This window comes from Helicobacter monodelphidis (assembly GCF_003288845.1).
Classification (GTDB): Bacteria; Campylobacterota; Campylobacteria; order Campylobacterales; family Helicobacteraceae; genus NHYN01.
Genome location: NZ_NHYN01000015.1, coordinates 25,956 through 42,957 on the forward strand (window position 1 = coordinate 25,956; position 17,002 = coordinate 42,957).

Consider the following 17,002-nt stretch of genomic DNA (forward strand, 5'->3'; position numbering starts at 1 on the left):
AACATATCGGACAATTACGACAACTAATGCACCATTATAAGAATCAGTCGCAACCCTCATCATCACACAATATGTGTATTACCCAATAATTAAAGTATAAATAATATTTCACCACAAAAAGTAAGAGGCGAAGCAAAGGGATTATATGAAAAAGAGTAGTGTATTTTATGTACTAATATGTATAACACATTTCCTTTATGCCCAAGAAATAGAAAACATTAAGGTAGAAAAATTTAGAAAAGAAGATTTGCCTTTGTTTTATAGGTTAGATTATATACCACTAAAAAACAGAAACATAACAATAGAGGTATTACAAATGGGGTTAGAAAATAGCACAAAATCACAATGTGTAAACCAAAAAACAAAAGAGCAAATGCAAAAATATCTTTATCTGCATATACCACATTTGCATCATAGTTTTGAAGATACTACATTGGTGGGCGAATGTGATTATAAAGGTAAGGTAAAAATGCTTGGTAGAATTTGGGATTTTGAAAGTATGGGTGGCAAAACAACACTAAAGACAAACATTAGCTCCCAAGAGCAAATAAAAGATTCTATGAAAAAATGGTATCTATGTCCTCGCAGTGATGATAGTGGCGATATGTGTTATATAGAGTTAGCTTGTTTATTACCAGAATGCTACCCTAGAGCTATATATTATATTACTGAAATGCAAGAGAAATATGAAAATAAGCTACAACATTGCAAACATTGTAGATAACTTAGGAATCACAAATGAGTCATTTACCACATAGAATCAAAAAGTATAGAATCTCAAACACCAACACCACCTACACCCTCTCACACTCTTGTGATACCCACTATCTAAATGAGAATCTAAAGAGTGAGATAGGCTATATACTAGAACTTAGAGAATCTAACCTCTCTATAAAAGATACAAAGAGTAATAAAGATATAGCCTTTATTCTTGCAGAAGAGATTCCACAAGAATCTAAAAAGGCAAAAATGGTATTATAACTATGCAAATAGAAGGTTGGGGTGATGCTTGGGGACACATAACATTATGGGATAATGATAGTTTTATAGACAAAAGCAGTCATTTACCTGATAGTAGAGAGTCTATTTTTGTTAAAAAGCTTTATTTTTGGGGGATTGAGTAATGAAAAATTTTTTTGTTATATTGTTATTGATTGCACCAATTTCATCTTTAGGACGAAGTTATTGTTATGATGAGACCAAAGCATATTCAGAATCTATATCTTTTGAAAGATATAGATTCACAAAAGATCCTGTTAAATACTACAAAAGATGGGCTTTAATGTATTGTTTGGGTTACACTTCCAATGAGCGAAAAATGCACCACATGCCTAAATGTAAAGAAAGAAAAGAAATAGAAAATCCAAGCCATATAGACAATATGGTAAAGACATGTGGCATTGAACCACTAGAAGAAATTAAAACATATTTAGACAAAGAATATTTGCCTTTCGACTCTTTGGGGAAAGTGAATAATTGTTTTTATGGGGTATATGAGAATAAGGAATTTCAAGAACGACTTGAAACAATAGTTAGCAAACATTGCAAATAACTTAGGAATCACAAATGAGCCACTTACCACATAGAATCAAAAAGTATAGAATCTCAAACACTTTCTTTTTAAGCTAGAAATGTTGCCAATATAGAATCTGATTCATTAGGTATCATTGCACAAAGCACTATACAAACAATAGCTGATAATGAAATCACCCATAAAGTAGGCGAAACCCAAATCATAGCCAAAGGAGACTCTGTCATCATAAAAGCAGGTGGAGTAGAAGCAATATTAGATGCTAATGGACTTGTAGTCAAAGGTGGAGAGGTGAAGAGTGAGTGAGAGAGAGAAAAACAAGATAGGGATTAGGGGAGTATGTAAGCTATAATACAGATTCTAAAGGAGCGATGATGAAGCAAGATTCTCATAAAACTACTAAAAGGTTTGACCCATTACTATTTAATGGCTTGGGAAGTGAGAGGGAGCGAAAATGGAATAATATTGTTAATGTTATTATGTATGATATTAGTATTATTATTGGTGTAATTTCTTTTGTATTTTTCAATGTTTTTGTGATTCAAAAATCAAATAATAATATTTGGATATTTTTATATATTATTTATATAATTACTTTTATAATTTATTGTATTTTATGGTTTTATTTAAAAGATAAAAATGCTTTAACAACCTATCTTTTAAATACTCTAAGTATGTTAGATTCTACGATTAGCACGATAGCAACAAATGCAGCACCAATGTATATAAAGATTATTATTTACTTTTAAAGACGGGATAAAAGGGGCAGCATTAAATATAAGCAATGAAGAATTAAGTGTAAGTGAAAAGATAGTATTAGGTGGGGTTACTATTGGTATAGGTGTAATTGGAACTCTTGCTGGACTTAAAATTATAGGCAGTCTCATTGTATCTTATCTAGCAACTTGGATTTTAAGCAATGTATATATTTATCTGCGTGATAATAGTTTAGAACAAATTTGGCAAGATATGAAAGACTTAGCAAATGATACTTGGAAACGCACAATATCTCTTATAGAATCTGATACAAGAAGTTTAGAGGATATAAAAGAAAGTTTAACAAATAAAGTAGCAGATGAGATATTGATATTAATAGCAGAAATCCAAAAACTAATATCAAAATTCATATAGAATAAGGAGATATTGTGCGATACAAAGTTATTCAAGATTTCAAAACTAATTGTGTGGAGTTGTTTCCAAACTATAATTTCACTCTAGGAAAATACCGAACACAAATTGAGTTACTTTTAAAGTTTCCATATATCACAAAAATAGATATTTTAGATTTTTTTGAGCTTAGTGGACTGTGTTATTATTGTGATTCTTATGGCTATGGAGATAGATTTGAATGCGATGAACTTTTTTGGGAGATTCCAGAAGTCGATTTAAACTTGTATAAGCCAACTCTTGCAAGCGAATATATCCATATCATTGGGCAACTCTTCTTAGCAGGATATATTGATTTTTTGTGTGAATGGGACGATGATAGAAGCAGAATAGATTATCCTACTAATTTATCCTATTACAAAGAAGACAAATATCAAGCTTGGATATATTTTAGGGATAATTTCTTTTATAAAGAAAAATTTTTAAGAAAATTTGATGATAATTATCATACAATAGATTATGCTTCTTGGGACAATCCAGAATCTTGGAGTGAATACAATATTTTAGTCGCAAGGACAGAAAAAGGCACAAAATACTTCAATGAGATTCTATCCCCTAGATTCTATAAGAAATATAAAGATTTAAGTGTAGAGATAGATGATAAAGGGAATATTATAAGGTGGATTGGGGAGATAAATAGATGAGTGTAACACCTAAGGGAGATGAGCATAAGACAAGCTTAATTGCAAGGAGTATCAATAATCCTTAACAAGAAATACTAGGTATGAAAGATGTGAGAGTAGGAGCAGAATATCTGACCAATGTAGCACTCTCTAAAGATACCATAGTAGGAGGAAGCCATACTCTTAATATAGGGATAGATAATAAACTAAGAGTATTAAAGAATAGTAGTGAATATATAGGTGGGGACAAAGAGACTACTATACAAGGCAATACAATAGAATCTATTCATGGAGAGAGAATAGAGAATGTGAGAGGTAATAAGGTAGAGGTAGTGGAGGGAAGTTTGGATATAAGTGTCAATAAAGATATAAATACCTTTATCCAATCAAACTACACCCTAACAGGCAATGGTGCTGTTGATATACGCTCCGATACAAACACTCACATACAAAGCAAAGAACAATTATCTATAAGTGCAGATAATACAGAACAACTCTTTGAATCTGATTGTAATGTAAGTGCAGGAAATCAAATTATACACCAAGTGGGCGAAACCCAAATCATAGCCAAAGGAGACTCTGTCATCATAAAAGCAGGTGGTGTAGAAGTAGTGATAGATAGTAATGGACTTGTAGTCAAGGGTGGAGAGGTGAAGAGTGGGTAAACTTAAAAAGCCTATCAAGATGCTACAAAATGGCATATATCATCAAATGATTAAATAACAATATACTAAAGCAGAAAGGTAACAATGGATAATAGACAAATACACACTTTTACAAGAGAGAAAGCGAGAGGGATTCTATTGATTTTTACAACACTAAGCCTATGTGTGAATCTAGCCTTTGCACAAAGCCCAAATGAAGCAAAGCCTAGCTTTGATTGTGCTAAGGCGAAGAGTAAGATAGAAAAGATGATTTGTAGCGATAGTGAATTATCTAGGCTAGATTCTGCAATGGCAAAGGAGTATGCAAAGCTTAGAAAAAGCCTTGATAAAGTAGCTAGAAAAGAGCTTCTTAATACTCAAAGAGCGTGGATAAAGGCGTATCAAGATTGCAGAGATGATAAAGAGTGTATCGCTAAAAGTCTGCAGGATAGAATTAGATTCTTAGAGCGTTATATCGATACGAAGAGCAATGCGTGGGCTGGAATCTGGAGCTTATCATATAATCTTTATGAAGGGGAATTTGATATTGGATATTGTGATAAAAGTGGTGATTGTGAGGTTGCGTATTATGCGGAGCTTAAACAAAGCGAGTTTAATGATTTGCATATTTGCGAGTCTAATATGACACTAAAAAGAGGGGTAAAAAATGTAGCGACACTATATTTTGAGGGTAGCGATAACAAATGCCAAATTGAAGCACAAATAAATGGCAATACAATGAAGCTTATCACGCAAACACCAAGTGATTGTGATTTTGGTTGTGGCGTAGGTGCAGAGCCTGTCATCAATAAGCCATATCGTAGGAAAAAATAATGCTTTATGATACGCAAATTTTAAGTTATAATGATTATCTCAAAGAATGTGCTAGAGTTTTAATTGCTTTTGAATATCTAAATCACAAAACAAGATATTTTAGAAATACTTAAGAAAATTACTACTACAAACAAGGAGATTGTATGAGATACTTTATGATTGTTGCGATATTAAGCCTATGTGTGAATCTAGCCTTTGCACAAAGCCCAAATGAAGCAAAGCCTAGCTTTGATTGCACTAAAGCCACCACAAAGATAGAAAAGATGATTTGTAGCGATAGTGAATTAGCGAGGCTAGATAGATTGTATTCTAAGCTTTATTTTACCACACTCAAAGCTATCCTAAAGGATACGCCACAAGGGAAAGAGACAAGAGAGAATCTCAAGGCTTTTAATAGGCAAGTGATGGAAGCTAGAAACTCAAAAGCTTGTTATTATTCATCTTTGAGAAATACAGAATATATCGAGAATAAAGAGCTTCCTATTTGCATAAAAGATATTTATTTGGAAGCCTTAGTGTATATCGCCTATAATATGCTAGGGGAGCAAAAGTTATTAGAGTTTATAGAAAAGGATTATCCAGATGGCAATCCTTATTATAGTAGCGGGAGATATGACATCATAGCAAATCTTGCTTATTATAATCTCTATGATAGATTTTTTGATGCTAAACATAAAAATATTATTTTAGAATTTTTTAATTTTAGTGCAGAAAGATTTAATTGGGTTACCACAGGTGGAATGTCTGTAGATTCAGATTATAATGAGGTTGCGCTAGAGCATAGAGAATATTACAATAAACTTGACAAAGCTTTTAGAGTGGATACGAAGCTCAACAAACTACTAGGAAAATAAATGCTAAAAACGACTAATCAAAGCTATAATGATTTTGAAATAAGATTGCTTACTTTGGTAAGGTTAGTGGAAGGAGCAAGGAAATATATTTATACTGATAGTAAAACGATTGCAACCATTGGTATAGGATTCAATATTGAAGTAATAGAATGGAGAAAAGTAATTTTAATGTATAAATGCGGTATTCTTACACCAAGCATGCTAGAAACTCAAACAAATCTTAATACAGAACCGCAAGTAAAACGCTATATCAATTCATTACTCACCCATGCAAGCCAGTCAATGCAAACTCTTATCAATACAGCCTCTCAAGAAATAAAAAACAAGATTGATGAATATAAAAGGGATAATAATCTGCAAGCCAATAGTTCTCAAGAATCCCCTAGACGCAATGTGGTGATAATTCAAAATTTACAAAATGATATAAACACTATTTTGCAAAACAATATCGCTATTTATAATAATAATGCAGAAAATCGAAATAATCAACTAGTCAAACACAAGCAATCAATCCGCAAGAATTTATCCCTTTGCTTTCAATTTATTATCAAAGCCCAGCAAGATTTACTCAATTAGACAAATCGACATCAACCAAAGACCTTATTTTGTTAAAAAAAGCCTTGCAAAAAAAGAATAGGTTTTTAGCATGGTTTTCTATACGATATTATGCTGATATATGCAGATATTATATTCATAAACGAACATATACCTACTATCGTCGCAGAATTCAAGAAGCCGCCATGTTTAGATTAAACAACAAAGATGAAAATAATAATATAGAATATTTTTCTACAAGTATAGATATATTTTCTTATCTTAATTTTAATTTCAAAGAAGCAAATACTGCTAGAGGATTAAATTTACCTAATCGCTATACTTATCTATCTTTTTTGCAAACTTATAGTGAATGCACAGCGATTGATAGAATTGCTACAACACTATCAGGCGAATACAATAAATACCACACTACCGCAGAAAATTATTATTCGTATGTGAGCAATGAGGAATTTACAAATATCACCACTACCCTCTCCCCCTACCTCGACTATATCAACTTCACCTTTGCTAAAGGCACTATATCTCAATACGCACTAGAGAATATCTATGTCTTAGCAGATACGAGAGATTGTGAAAACCTAACTATCGCCCTTCAAGAAAGAGGTGATACAAGAAAACTTACAGCACTTCTTATCATTTGCCTTAAGTCAAATAGGGATTCTAGCAATAACACTCCCACTTATAGCTTCAAACAACCAAGTAATACATTCTTAAGTATTGTCGTATTTGAAGGGGCAAAGCTTGATGTCAGTGGTATAGATACACGCAATAGCGAAATACTCTATGCAAAGAGTGATACAACAAATAATATCATAGTTCATCTCTTGCTTGGCTCAAAACAATCAATGAAAAAAGAAAACGATAATACACTTAAAGCCATAGGTGATATGGGTGATACCAAAGAAACATATATATTTGAGAAAGCTCCTCATAGTGATGATAATTCTCATCTCATATCCCCGATACTTAGAATCTATAATGACAAAATAAATAATACCAATGATTTCATAGAAATACATAACTTTGCCAAAGATGAGATAGGAGAGGATAATATCAACTATATCTTAGGTAGTGATTGCAAACAAAGATACTTTGGAATAAGCCTCCACCTAGCAGATGATACCACTCCGCATAATACAGATTGTTCTCATGAGGGTAACTTTGAAGTTATCGTGCAAAATCTCAATCTCTATGGGTTAAATAAAGATGACAAACTCTATCTCTATGATTGTGAAAACAAACAACAACTAGAGCGAATCATCAAAGATGATTATAGTGCTACTTTTTCTCTCACACTCAATCTCCCACAACAAGATGAAGTCTCTCAAAGAAATCTAAGCTCTCACATAGTGATAGATTCTGAAGCTATAAAGAATGATAATGAAAGCATAGCAGAATGCACACATAATGCTAATGCAAATTTCCAAATCAACAAGTTAGCTAAACTTGCTAAACGATACATCATAACTGATGCTAAGCTTAAAACGAGCAAAACACCCTTGCAAACAAAACCAACAACACTTCGTGTCAAAGAAATAGTATATGAAGCAGGCAAGGCTATGTATTATAAACCTAATGATGAAGTCATGCTTAAAGCTAAGCATAATAAAGATAATCCAAGCAAAGAAGATAAAGATGAAACCAAGTGGGCTTATATCCTTACAGATTCTCAAAATCCACCACAAAATCCAAGTAGTCATAAAATGTTTAAGATAGATAAAGGCATTACAGGAGAAACCTATCAAGTAAAGATTCTAAAAGAATACTTTAATATAACTAAGACAAACTATCTCTATATCTATGCCTATATGGGTAGTCCTAGCCCTAAAGTATGTCAATGTCTTAGGATAGCCTATCCTTTATCTTTAAAATATAGTCATAACAATACATTTCATATCATAGAATATGGAGAAATACAAGGACAATACAATATACAAGCTCTTCGTATCGACAAGAATATACACGATAGAATCTATTATATAGACTAGACAAAAGAAAAGGTATAGGAGGGTATTCTTATACTCTCTATCAAGACAAAGATTTAAAACAACCACTAGCATACAATCTATCAACTTCAAGCAAGATAAACCTTCCTAATATCTATAGAGAATTATTAATTTCACAAGATTATCAGGATAAATTAGCAAATGCCATTAAAAATTCTATCAATAAATATTTCGCCTAAAAGGAGATCTTATGAAAAATCTACTCGCATTGTTTGCAATTCTATTTCTATGTCATAGTGTGCTATACGCTACAGAATCTAAGCTCACACAAAGCGATATAGATTATCTTATCGCGAACCTTAGCGCAAAAGAGCGAGAATGCGCCAATCGCATTATTGATTTGGATACTTGCAGCTCAAGCTTCCACGCACTTAAGAAATCCTATCAATGCTATAAGTCAAACGATACCAAAGAATGCGAGAGTGCGAAAAATACCACGCTTCACACGCAATATCGCGTAGATTCTGCTGGATATGTGCCTGAAGAGGAGGAAGGCTGGTATGACCCGCATTTTAGATTTATCGAGGATATACTCAATCTTAGTTTTATCTTTATTACTAAGAGTGAGGGGCGCGAGAGTATGCGATATTTTGTGAGGACAAATTGGGCGTTGCCAAAGGGCGATAATAATGAAAATAGAGATGGCAAAATGATAGTATCGCTCCTTGCGGATTATGTCAATAGCGGTTATTTGGATACTATCTGCGTGGCTAAAAATGAGATAGCACAGAATCCAAACGCATTCCCACAAGGGCTTAAAAACATAATCTCTCGCAATGCAGGGCATTGTAAGTAATGCCTTCTTAAGGAGGCTATCGATGAATATTTTAACTAGAATCTTTATCATATTTCTTTTGGCTATCAGCGTATCTCACGCAAAAGATAAAGATTTAATCGCTTCGCAGATTTTAAAATCTCTCATTGCCACAACTTGCGGACTAGATGATATGCAAGCAGACTTTTATCAAAGCAAATGCGAGCACTACACTTCGCTTCTTAATGAAGCTTATGAGGGGCGATTGTTGCGCGATGAGGCTAGGCATAAGGCGGTGCGAGATAAGCTTAATGCGTTAATCGATGATGAATTTGAGCTTGAGCAATTAGCTCCACATTTTGCGACTATCAAGGCACTTGGGCTAGTATTTGCAAAGGATTTTAGAGCATTTGCGACTATCAAAGATATGCTTTTTGCAGAGCATACGGAGGGTGTGGCGTATTTTGAGGATATGCGCCATCATTTGCCCTTTGCCCTGCTGGGAATCTACGCCCTTAGCTTGGATAATCAAGCAAGTAGCAAAGATTTGGAATTATTGCATAGCGAGGTTGCGCGACACAAGGGAAAAATATCAAATGATGAGTATAGTTTTTATGAATTATTGATAAAATATAAGGAAAGCAAATATTAATTTTTAAGTCTTTATTTAAGGGGATTCTATGAAAAGATTAGCATTAAGTTTGTGTGTGGGATTTATCGCATTAGGATTTATAGCGTGTGATAAGGATTCACACAACGCCACAGAAACACAAAAGGTAGAATCTAATAATGCGATTTCCCAAACCACAACGCTAGATTCTATAGAATCTATAAATATGAAACCTAAAAGTGCAGAATCTCGCAATACTACTTCAAAGCTAGAAACTGCACAGATAGAAATTGTTGATGGCAAAGATTCTCAATGTAATATCAATGGCGAATCTACGCTTTATAATGAATGGGCAAGACGCTATAGTGGCTATACTTGGAGCGATAATGGTGCGATAAACAAAGCATACTCATTTACACTTCCTATGCTATTATCGATATGATTGCCAAATGCGATATGGTAGGATTGCAACAGATATTTGATGAGTTAGAAACTCGCGACCATAAAATGAAGTTTTTTAATGGTATCATTGGTTCTCCAACATTTGAAGACGAATCTATCAAAAGGGCTTTGCCACAAGTGTTGGAATTTCTCTTAAAGAACAATATAAGCTCGGCTACAAATGGCTGGGTAAGCGATGAAAATAGTGATAATGAATACAAACCCCTTGAATACGCCACCAAAAAACTCAATGAAGCTAAAGCTAAAAATGACAAAGAAGCGATAGCAAACTATGAGAAAATTATAGAGATTTTGAGGGAATATGAGGCAAAATGATAAAAGAATTTTGTTTGCATACCCAAAGATTCTATCTTGTAAGAATAATCCTAGCTCTAAAATATATCAATGTCTTAGGGTAGCCTTCCTATATCTTTAAGATTTAATGGCAAAGAATTAATGATAGTAGAGTATGGGGAGAGAAAGAGAGATAAAGTGTTTAAGTTAGATTCTCTAAGCCTTAGTAATCCAAAAGAAATGATTAAAGAATCTAAAGAGTATAGAATAGAAATAGATTCTCTCCCACCCATACCTTTAGCACAACAACACTATACACTCAATGTATTAGATTCTAAAAATGATATTGTAGCTACTATCACAAACCACAATACACAAAATATCATTAATCCCGAAATACTTCTTGATGATAGATTCTCTCAATTTGCTGATATACTATTACAATACAAACAAAGCTTTGGGTTTGATAGGGTGAGATTGGAGGTGGAGGGTGGCACAGGACTAATGGTGCTAGAGGTTGTGAGGAAATGGGAGTATAGTCCAAACAATGAAGATTTTAAGTATTGGGCTACTATAAGTGAGTTTAGTTTAAAGTTAGATGATGAAATAGTTAAAGATTCAGAAGGTAAAGATATAAAAGGCTATATTATAGAACCAGCGGGTTATAATCCAAAGAAAAGCAGGACAGCAGAAGAGCAACAAAAAATAGCTGGTGGAGACATAAGGATACCAGCGGGAGAATATGAGGTATTTTGGAAAAAATCAAATATTGATAGTCCAGCCCTGATGGCAGAAAATCCGAACAATAAAGAAAGATATTTGGACGATTTGCAAAAGACAATGAAAAATTTAAATATAAACATAGAGCAGTTATATTGCAATATTGCAACTTGCAAACACAATAAAGATAATAGGAAAACTTTTGGGACAAAACATATTCATATCGTCCCACAACTCAAACCTAAAAATAGTAAAAATAGTGTGATAGGGACAAGCAGAAATGGAATTTTAATTCATTATGGTGATACAGGCGAGTGGAGTACAGGTTGTCTTTTGCCAACAAATGAGTTGAAATGGAAAAAAGAAAGATGGATAGCAAAAGATAGGAATAGCACAGTCAATGCCGTTGCAAAATTGTATATAACTCTTATTGAACATGATACAGAATCTTTTAAAAACTATGCTCTTGGCACAAACAATCCATCAAAAAGCACAATTAAGAATTTTATTATCAAGATTCAAGAAAAAGATAAAATTGAGTCTTACCCACCAGAAAAGGAGTAACAATGCGTTTAGTGGTTTCTATATTTTTTATTGTTAGTATTATGTATGCTAGTGTGTATCAGGCACACTTTCAAGATATGCTATCAAGTCAAATTTCTTATAATAGCACCTTATATAAAGACAAAGAAACAGAGGGAAAAATATATTATGGAGGGAAAGTAACACTAAGTGGAATACTTGAATGGCAAATGTATCAAGATGAAGTCGATTTTTATTGGCGTTTGGTATTTTTTCCAGATATTCCAAATGATTTACCTAGACTTTTTGCAAATGATAATACAGCTATTAATACAGCTATATTTTTAAATGATACACTCAAAAAAGATGTCTCATTTCAAAAAAATAGTTTCTTGCAAATCTATAATATTTTACCAAATCAATTAAATCCAATAGATGAATATATCTTAGGTGGGATAGCAATACGCGCAATATTAACTTTGGAAAATTACTATATTACTCACAAATCTTTAGATAGTGAAGCTGATACGCCATATTATGCGACCATTGCCAATGATGTAAAGGTTTTAAGCAGTATAAGAAAGTGGTATATAGCTAAGCAATTTCTTCCAAGCGAATATATATTATCCTACGCTTCCAAAGATTCTTATATCAACCTACGAGAATCCCCAAATGGTAAGATACTAAGAGCGATACAAAAAGATGAAATGGGAGACTTGTGTAAATCAATAGAAAGTGCAGAGAACAAGGGTTTGATTTTAGAATTAGGGCGGGATACTAAAAATCCTAAATGGCTAAAAGTCGCCTATATCCCACCAGAATCTAAAGACACAAGCAAGACAATCTATGGCGTGATACATGAAAGCCAAGTGAGCTATGGCTGTGCGAGATAAGAGAAATGATAAAGGAATGCGATGAAAAACTTTATCATCAAAATCACAGAGCAAATCACAAAAGACAAGGAGTGATTATGAAATCTTTATTATTATGTTTATTATGTGTTATAGTTGTAAATCTTTATGCTAGAGATGATAGCTTTATGTATAGAAATATAGAATTTTATGAGAAAAAATCTTTTTAAAAAGATAGTAATACTGCCAATTCTAACATGGGAGAAAAATATTCTATTTTTGATAGTGGCTGGGTAGAAAGATATGGTATCAACAAGGAAATAAAGGTAATATATTTACGAGCATATACTATGAATTCTAGTTTATCTCAAAAGCAAAATTTGCAAAAAGTAATACCCAGATATATTAAAAATATTTATCCACATGAAATAAACTATATCACTTTATTTGAACCTATCAATCAGCCTTATATTTATCAAATGGTGAAAGGATTTTTATATATTACAAAAAAACCTTGCGGGATTCATTCTTTTGCTATAAATTGCTCTAATGTTGATTATGGTGTAGCTTTTTATATTACCCATGATGATGAAATGCAGGGTGGAGACACTGATAAAGGATTCTTAACTCTGCATATCAATAATGGCATGAATCATATTTTACCCATAGAATACAACAAGATTGAAGCCATATATCCAAACATAAAAGAGTGGCTACAAGACAAATCTTATCTTATTTTGCCTATAAAGATACAAATAAGGACGGCTGCAAGGATAGATAAACCTATTTCAATGCAGATTATCACAATATCAAAAGCACTCGCAACCACCCATAAAGAAGATGAAGAGATTGCAAAGGAACGCAAAAATATATGTGCAGAATATAAAGCACAATATCAACCAAAATATTGTTCTGATAATCCAAGTGATGATAGAATCTACACTTATTCAAAAGATATGTATGTAAATGTGAGAGAAAAGCCAAATAATGAATCTCACATTATCAAACAAATAGCAATACAATATCCTAATGCTAAGCTTGCAGATTCTATGTATTGGGAATATGACAAGTTAGAAGATAAATATATTCCAAGCGAATCTTGGATTAATCAAAGACAAATATATCTTGACAATAATACACAAGTAAAATTTATAGAAAAACTCTACACAAAAGGTTTGCCAATAAATGGCTGGTATCAAGTATATTTTACAGAAAAAATAGGCAAGAGGGTAGAAGGATATATCCACAAATCTCAACTTTCTTGGGGATTTTGAATGAGTTTTCATGCTCTAAGAGTAGGAGATGAAGTGATTATAAGCTATTTAGAAAATGATATAGATAAGCCCTATATTAGTTCTAGTTTGTATAATGTGAGTAATCCTCCTCTTATAAATCCTAAGGGAGATGAGCATAAGACAAGTTTGAGTGCAAGGACTATCAATAATCCTACTTCATCACTGCAATCTCATAATACACAAGAGAATAATACTTCATCATTAAACAATAGTGGAGATTCTCATACTACTCAAATATCATTGCAAGAATCTCAAGATTCGTGGCAATCTATAAATAATACAACTTCCACAAAAGAAGAGATAAATAATAAGACAGATTCTAATACCCCTACATCATCTCTCACATCATCTCATAATTACACCATAGAATCTGGTATCAATGAACTTACTCTCTCTAATATCAAAGACAAAGAACAAATCTATCTTCATGCACAAAGAGATTATGATGAGATAATAGAGCATAACTTTACTCAAAGGATTAAACATAATAAAGACTCTCAAGTCAAAGGCAACTACACAGAATCTATCAACAAATATCATAAACAAGAAATACTAGGAGTAAAAGATATAAGAGTAGGAGCAGAATATCTCACCAATGTAGCACTCTCTAAAGATACCATAGTAGGAGGAAGTCATACTCTTAATATAGGAATAGATAATAAATTAAGAGTAGCAAAGAATAGTAGTGAATATGTAGGAGGGGATAAAGAGACTACTATACAAGGCAATACAATAGAATCTATTCATGGAGAAAGAATAGAGAATGTGAGAGGAGAATCACAGATTCACATACAAGGAAGTTTCACACAGAATGTGGAAAAGGAAATATTTATAGATGTGCAACAAAATCTTTCAACTAATGTCAAAGACAATACAGCCTTTAGCTCAAAATCTATGCAGCACAATGTAGAGGAGCAATATTCGCTTCAAGCTGACAATGCTACGCTAGAATTACAAAGTGATTGTATCACACAAGCAGGAAATGAAATCACCCATAAAGTAGGCGAAGCTACTATCACAATTTCAGGTGATAAAATAGTCTTAAAGGCTGGAGGAGTAGAAGCAATATTAGATGCTAATGGTTTAGTAGTCAAAGGTGGAGAGGTGAAAAGTGAGTGAGATAATAAAAGATAATGATAGGGAATCTCAAAAAGACAAAGCAAATGCAGATTCAACAAAGCTAGATTCTGATGATGATAAGATTATTTGGGAGTTGAGAAAAAAGAAAGGTATAAGTTTTTTAAAAATATGGTTTTATATCTCTCGAATTGTGTTTATAATATTTTATATCTATGTATTATTTAAATACGCTTCTTTTCGTTGGGGTATGATAATGGTAATATTATTTCTTTCTCTTGTAATATCTTTACTTTTAAGAGGTATATTTGTATCGATAAATTTTAAAAGAATATATATTACAAAAGACAAACTTATTATTGAGAGAAATAGAGGAGATGATATTGTATTGACTTTAGGGACTTTTTGCACATATGAAAGTAATGATAATTTACAAGGTGCACTTTTTGTGAATGATACAATAGTTTTTTTAGATTTTAATGGAATGATTAAATATGATATTTTTCAACACGAATTTGAAGATAATGTTTTAAAAGAATTTCAAGTAATTATCAAGCAACACTATACAAAATATTTATTAAACTTAGCACAAGAAAATTATTTAGAGCTTAAGAAAAAAGTATATCTTATAGTCATTCCTTTTAACGAAATAGATAAACTTAGGGAGGAAAGAGATGTCAAATCAAACTTGCAAGATAAAGCAATGTGATACTGCGATATACAAAAGTTTATGTATTTGCTCTCCTGCATTTGAGAGGATTCCTATAGAAGAGAATTAGGATTTATAAACAAGGAGTAATGAATGAATGAAAATAAACAAGAGTTAGAATCTAAAGATATAAAATCTAGCACTAATCCTAAAGAAATAAAACAAGATTTTAACAATACAGAATCTATCAATCAAGATTCCAAAAAACTAGATTCTAATGATGATGAGATAGTTTGGGAATCAAAAAAGTCAAAAATTGGTTTAATCTTATATTGTGGGATTAGAATTATAGCTACACTATTTATCTCATATTTCGTTATCCCAAAAATCTTCACCATAGATAATTCTTTTGGTAAATTTCTTGGTATAGCAGTGTTCATTCTTTATTATCTTCTTGTAATTAAAGATGTTTTCTTTGGTTTTAATTATAAGGGGTTATATCTAACAAAAGATAAGATAGTTGTTACATATCACTTTACCAAAGATACTATTTGGAAATTTGGAAGTTTTTATGTTTATTATTATATACCAGCCAATTCACCATTTGTAGTGATTAGTTGTGATTATGGTTTTACGACTTGGAATCGTAATAATACCCTTTATGTGCCAGATATACTTATAGGTAATATAGATGTAGGTCCTTTTTTTGAGAAAATCTATGAACTTATGAAACCACATTTGATAGAATATATGCTTAGTTTAGATGATGAAGAATATATCAAGGCTAGAAAACCCTTAAAAAATATAGAAAAGCTCACATATCTTGATGAAATAGATTCTTTAAGAAAAGAGGCAAAAAATGACTGATGAAGAGAATATTGATAGAGGCTTACGCATAGAATCTCAAATAATTTCTAAAGATAATGCAAAATCCAATAAAATAGAATCTCAAAATAATACAGAATCTAAAAAGCAAGATTTCATCAATCAAGATTTTATCAAGCTAGATTCTAATGATGATGAGATTATTTGGGAGTTGAATAAATCAAATAGTATAGGTGCAAGATTTGAAAGAATATTATATTATATTGTAAATATCGCAATGTTATGGTTTGTTATATATATAATGTTTCCATTAGTTTTACCCTTAGATAATTCCTTTGGCAAATTTCTTGCTATTATAGTTTGCATTCTTAGTATTGTTTTGGACCTTAAAAATATATTTATTGCTTTGAATTATAAGGGACTTTGTGTTACCAAAGATAAGCTCATCATCAAACACTATTTGACTAAAAACATCACTCTGCCACTAGGAAAATTTTACACATATAGTAAAATCAAAGTTCTTGGTATTTTGAGTTTGTTTGGCGATATTGTATATTTTGAAGGATTAGAGATTCAAACAGGAATTTTTTCTATCCCCGATATGCTTATAGATATGGAGCACTATCCTTTTTTTCATAAAATCTATGAACTTATGAAACCACATTTGATAGAATATATGCTTAGTTTAGATGATGAAGAATATATCAAGGCTAGAAAACCCTTAAAAAATATAGAAAAGCTCACATA

Annotated in this window: 22 protein-coding genes; all 22 read left to right on the plus strand. The window is 32.0% G+C overall.

Annotated features, from left to right (window positions below):
• Nucleotides 1-145 precede the first annotated feature (145 nt).
• Entirely contained in the window at nt 146-724 is a 579-nt protein-coding gene (locus tag CCZ01_RS07000) for a hypothetical protein (protein WP_112052507.1), read from the plus strand.
• Between the two features lie 14 nt (nt 725-738).
• The gene (locus CCZ01_RS07005) at nt 739-981 is read left to right on the plus strand and encodes a hypothetical protein (protein ID WP_112052508.1); all 243 of its coding nucleotides are present in this window, start codon (nt 739-741) and stop codon (nt 979-981) included.
• 2 nt (nt 982-983) lie between these two features.
• The gene (locus CCZ01_RS07010; RefSeq protein WP_112052509.1) at nt 984-1,124 is read left to right on the plus strand and encodes a T6SS effector amidase Tae4 family protein; all 141 of its coding nucleotides are present in this window, start codon (nt 984-986) and stop codon (nt 1,122-1,124) included.
• Nucleotides 1,124-1,552, plus strand: coding sequence for a hypothetical protein (locus CCZ01_RS07015; RefSeq protein WP_112052510.1), 429 nt, complete (start codon nt 1,124-1,126; stop codon nt 1,550-1,552). Before CCZ01_RS07010 ends, CCZ01_RS07015 begins: the two co-directional genes overlap by 1 nt.
• Before the next feature lie 350 nt (nt 1,553-1,902).
• The gene (locus CCZ01_RS07025; protein ID WP_146745229.1) at nt 1,903-2,280 is read left to right on the plus strand and encodes a hypothetical protein; all 378 of its coding nucleotides are present in this window, start codon (nt 1,903-1,905) and stop codon (nt 2,278-2,280) included.
• Nucleotides 2,281-2,676: 396 nt separating this feature from the next.
• Nucleotides 2,677-3,342 (plus strand): hypothetical protein, encoded by a 666-nt coding sequence (locus CCZ01_RS07030; protein ID WP_112052512.1) that lies wholly within the window; start codon nt 2,677-2,679, stop codon nt 3,340-3,342.
• An 80-nt stretch (nt 3,343-3,422) separates the two neighbouring features.
• Nucleotides 3,423-3,986, plus strand: coding sequence for a hypothetical protein (locus CCZ01_RS07035; protein WP_112052513.1), 564 nt, complete (start codon nt 3,423-3,425; stop codon nt 3,984-3,986).
• A gap of 84 nt (nt 3,987-4,070) precedes the next feature.
• Nucleotides 4,071-4,799: a lysozyme inhibitor LprI family protein gene (locus CCZ01_RS07040; RefSeq protein ID WP_112052514.1), complete on the plus strand. Its 729-nt coding sequence runs from the start codon at nt 4,071-4,073 to the stop codon at nt 4,797-4,799.
• A 143-nt stretch (nt 4,800-4,942) separates the two neighbouring features.
• On the plus strand, nt 4,943-5,653 hold the full coding sequence (locus CCZ01_RS10425) for a lysozyme inhibitor LprI family protein (RefSeq protein ID WP_181566357.1): 711 nt from the start codon (nt 4,943-4,945) through the stop codon (nt 5,651-5,653).
• The gene (locus CCZ01_RS10430; protein WP_181566358.1) at nt 5,654-6,229 is read left to right on the plus strand and encodes a hypothetical protein; all 576 of its coding nucleotides are present in this window, start codon (nt 5,654-5,656) and stop codon (nt 6,227-6,229) included.
• 164 nt (nt 6,230-6,393) lie between these two features.
• Entirely contained in the window at nt 6,394-8,199 is a 1,806-nt protein-coding gene (locus tag CCZ01_RS10435) for a hypothetical protein (RefSeq protein WP_181566359.1), read from the plus strand.
• Between the two features lie 208 nt (nt 8,200-8,407).
• A complete protein-coding gene (locus CCZ01_RS07055; RefSeq protein WP_112052515.1) occupies nt 8,408-9,013 on the plus strand; it encodes a hypothetical protein in 606 nt (201 codons plus the stop codon).
• Nucleotides 9,014-9,035: 22 nt separating this feature from the next.
• Nucleotides 9,036-9,623 carry a hypothetical protein gene (locus CCZ01_RS07060; protein ID WP_112052516.1) on the plus strand — a complete coding sequence of 196 codons (588 nt, stop codon included), beginning with the start codon at nt 9,036-9,038 and terminating at the stop codon, nt 9,621-9,623.
• A 28-nt stretch (nt 9,624-9,651) separates the two neighbouring features.
• Nucleotides 9,652-10,023, plus strand: a complete 372-nt coding sequence (locus tag CCZ01_RS07065) for a hypothetical protein (protein WP_112052517.1) — start codon at nt 9,652-9,654, stop codon at nt 10,021-10,023.
• Between the two features lie 14 nt (nt 10,024-10,037).
• A complete protein-coding gene (locus CCZ01_RS07070) occupies nt 10,038-10,358 on the plus strand; it encodes a hypothetical protein (protein ID WP_181566360.1) in 321 nt (106 codons plus the stop codon).
• A 156-nt stretch (nt 10,359-10,514) separates the two neighbouring features.
• On the plus strand, nt 10,515-11,600 hold the full coding sequence (locus CCZ01_RS07075; protein ID WP_258436967.1) for a hypothetical protein: 1,086 nt from the start codon (nt 10,515-10,517) through the stop codon (nt 11,598-11,600).
• A 2-nt stretch (nt 11,601-11,602) separates the two neighbouring features.
• Nucleotides 11,603-12,451 (plus strand): hypothetical protein, encoded by an 849-nt coding sequence (locus CCZ01_RS10850; RefSeq protein ID WP_112052519.1) that lies wholly within the window; start codon nt 11,603-11,605, stop codon nt 12,449-12,451.
• 308 nt (nt 12,452-12,759) lie between these two features.
• Complete coding sequence (locus CCZ01_RS07085; protein ID WP_112052520.1) at nt 12,760-13,683, plus strand: hypothetical protein; 924 nt, start codon at nt 12,760-12,762, stop codon at nt 13,681-13,683.
• On the plus strand, nt 13,684-14,823 hold the full coding sequence (locus CCZ01_RS07090) for a bacteriophage T4 gp5 trimerisation domain-containing protein (protein ID WP_112052521.1): 1,140 nt from the start codon (nt 13,684-13,686) through the stop codon (nt 14,821-14,823). It begins immediately after the preceding gene.
• Nucleotides 14,816-15,490, plus strand: a complete 675-nt coding sequence (locus CCZ01_RS07095; RefSeq protein ID WP_112052522.1) for a hypothetical protein — start codon at nt 14,816-14,818, stop codon at nt 15,488-15,490. The genes CCZ01_RS07090 and CCZ01_RS07095 overlap by 8 nt, the downstream gene beginning before the upstream one ends.
• Before the next feature lie 93 nt (nt 15,491-15,583).
• Entirely contained in the window at nt 15,584-16,297 is a 714-nt protein-coding gene (locus CCZ01_RS07100) for a hypothetical protein (protein WP_112052523.1), read from the plus strand.
• Nucleotides 16,290-17,002: hypothetical protein (locus CCZ01_RS07105; RefSeq protein ID WP_112052524.1), on the plus strand; the 713-nt coding region annotated here is incomplete at its 3' end. The genes CCZ01_RS07100 and CCZ01_RS07105, both read left to right, overlap by 8 nt.

Coding starts and splice junctions, on each gene's coding strand:
- CCZ01_RS07000 (WP_112052507.1), top strand. CDS start 146: ATGAAAAAGAGTAGTGTATTTTATGTACTAATATGTATAACACATTTC.
- CCZ01_RS07005 (WP_112052508.1), top strand. CDS start 739: ATGAGTCATTTACCACATAGAATCAAAAAGTATAGAATCTCAAACACC.
- CCZ01_RS07010 (WP_112052509.1), top strand. CDS start 984: ATGCAAATAGAAGGTTGGGGTGATGCTTGGGGACACATAACATTATGG.
- CCZ01_RS07015 (WP_112052510.1), top strand. CDS start 1,124: ATGAAAAATTTTTTTGTTATATTGTTATTGATTGCACCAATTTCATCT.
- CCZ01_RS07025 (WP_146745229.1), top strand. CDS start 1,903: ATGATGAAGCAAGATTCTCATAAAACTACTAAAAGGTTTGACCCATTA.
- CCZ01_RS07035 (WP_112052513.1), top strand. CDS start 3,423: ATGAAAGATGTGAGAGTAGGAGCAGAATATCTGACCAATGTAGCACTC.
- CCZ01_RS07040 (WP_112052514.1), top strand. CDS start 4,071: ATGGATAATAGACAAATACACACTTTTACAAGAGAGAAAGCGAGAGGG.
- CCZ01_RS10425 (WP_181566357.1), top strand. CDS start 4,943: ATGAGATACTTTATGATTGTTGCGATATTAAGCCTATGTGTGAATCTA.
- CCZ01_RS10430 (WP_181566358.1), top strand. CDS start 5,654: ATGCTAAAAACGACTAATCAAAGCTATAATGATTTTGAAATAAGATTG.
- CCZ01_RS10435 (WP_181566359.1), top strand. CDS start 6,394: ATGTTTAGATTAAACAACAAAGATGAAAATAATAATATAGAATATTTT.
- CCZ01_RS07055 (WP_112052515.1), top strand. CDS start 8,408: ATGAAAAATCTACTCGCATTGTTTGCAATTCTATTTCTATGTCATAGT.
- CCZ01_RS07060 (WP_112052516.1), top strand. CDS start 9,036: ATGAATATTTTAACTAGAATCTTTATCATATTTCTTTTGGCTATCAGC.
- CCZ01_RS07065 (WP_112052517.1), top strand. CDS start 9,652: ATGAAAAGATTAGCATTAAGTTTGTGTGTGGGATTTATCGCATTAGGA.
- CCZ01_RS07070 (WP_181566360.1), top strand. CDS start 10,038: ATGGTAGGATTGCAACAGATATTTGATGAGTTAGAAACTCGCGACCAT.
- CCZ01_RS10850 (WP_112052519.1), top strand. CDS start 11,603: ATGCGTTTAGTGGTTTCTATATTTTTTATTGTTAGTATTATGTATGCT.
- CCZ01_RS07085 (WP_112052520.1), top strand. CDS start 12,760: ATGAATTCTAGTTTATCTCAAAAGCAAAATTTGCAAAAAGTAATACCC.
- CCZ01_RS07090 (WP_112052521.1), top strand. CDS start 13,684: ATGAGTTTTCATGCTCTAAGAGTAGGAGATGAAGTGATTATAAGCTAT.
- CCZ01_RS07100 (WP_112052523.1), top strand. CDS start 15,584: ATGAATGAAAATAAACAAGAGTTAGAATCTAAAGATATAAAATCTAGC.